Genomic DNA, 1,067 nt, shown 5'->3' on the forward strand with positions numbered 1-1,067 from the left:
CGACGAGCGATCCCAAGGCTCGACTCCAACCGGTCGTTCCCCCTACGTTCCCTCCATGCCGCCTCCGCCACCCTTCGACCGCACGATCGCCCTAGCGTGCTCCATGCACACGTTGCGACATCGCGTGCTCAACCTTCGCTGCAAGTGCGGCTGGAGTTCGCCCCAGCCCATCCAGGCCCTGCTCCGCGACGGTCAGGCCCATCCGGGCCAGACGCTCGCCGATGCCCTGGTGCTGGCCCGTTGTGGCGGACGATGCACCATGAGTGCGACCCGGCAGCCGATGACAGTCCACCTCTGCGAGACGATCTATGGGCCGGAGCGGCCCGAGGTCGCAGCGATTCACCGCCGCCCGGCCTGGGAGATCCTGCTGCATGACGGGATCGGTGAGACGCCGCTAGAGGCGCCAGCGGCGGCCAACGTAGCCGAATGAGCGTCACGTGATCAAAGCAGGGCGATGAGTGTCGCAATGGTGAATGGCTGAAGATGACATCGGCGCGTTGAGCGTGGCTCACAGGCCGAGGCACACCCATGAGTATTTTCAGCTCGATTATGAGCAAGATCTTCCACGCAGGCGCACCTGCGGCCGGAAGCACCGTTGACGCCATATCAAAAGCCGCTCCGGAAACGGTATCGGAAGCCGTCTCCCCTTCGCCGACGACCACGCCGGATACCGGATCAAGGTCTGTCGACGTCGGCGCAGTCCTATCGCAAATGGCGTCGCAGAAAGTCGGTGGCGGGAACTATCAGAGTTCGATCGTTGATCTTCTCAAGCTGCTCGATCTAGACTCTAGCCTTGATGCCCGGAAGCAACTTGCAACCGAGCTAAACGTGCACGTCGGAGCTGATGGATCGGCTGAGGAGAACGTCGCTCTCCATAAGGCCGTGGTGCAGAAGCTGGAAGAAAACGGCGGCAAGGTTCCAGACAGCATGAAGATCTGATCGGATGCGCACGGGTGCTCCAGACACGCCCGTGCAGACCGCCTAGCACTTTACTGCCATTCGAGAAAACTGAAGGTCCTCGAAGCCGTTGGCTCACCAACACCACGCTCACGTAAGGCGTGATGAGG

2 protein-coding genes are annotated in these 1,067 nt (G+C 61.8%); both read left to right on the forward strand.

Features of this window, described 5'->3' with window-relative positions:
- The coding region (locus tag GSQ76_RS31275; RefSeq protein WP_216851156.1) for a hypothetical protein at positions 1-430 on the forward strand (430 nt) is incomplete at its 5' end.
- 98 nt (positions 431-528) lie between these two features.
- A complete protein-coding gene (locus GSQ76_RS19010) occupies positions 529-939 on the forward strand; it encodes a DUF3597 domain-containing protein (protein WP_158745698.1) in 411 nt (136 codons plus the stop codon).
- Positions 940-1,067 lie beyond the last annotated feature (128 nt).

The sequence above is a fragment of the Acidisphaera sp. L21 genome, assembly GCF_009765685.1.
In the GTDB taxonomy this organism is placed as follows: domain Bacteria; phylum Pseudomonadota; class Alphaproteobacteria; order Acetobacterales; family Acetobacteraceae; genus LMUY01.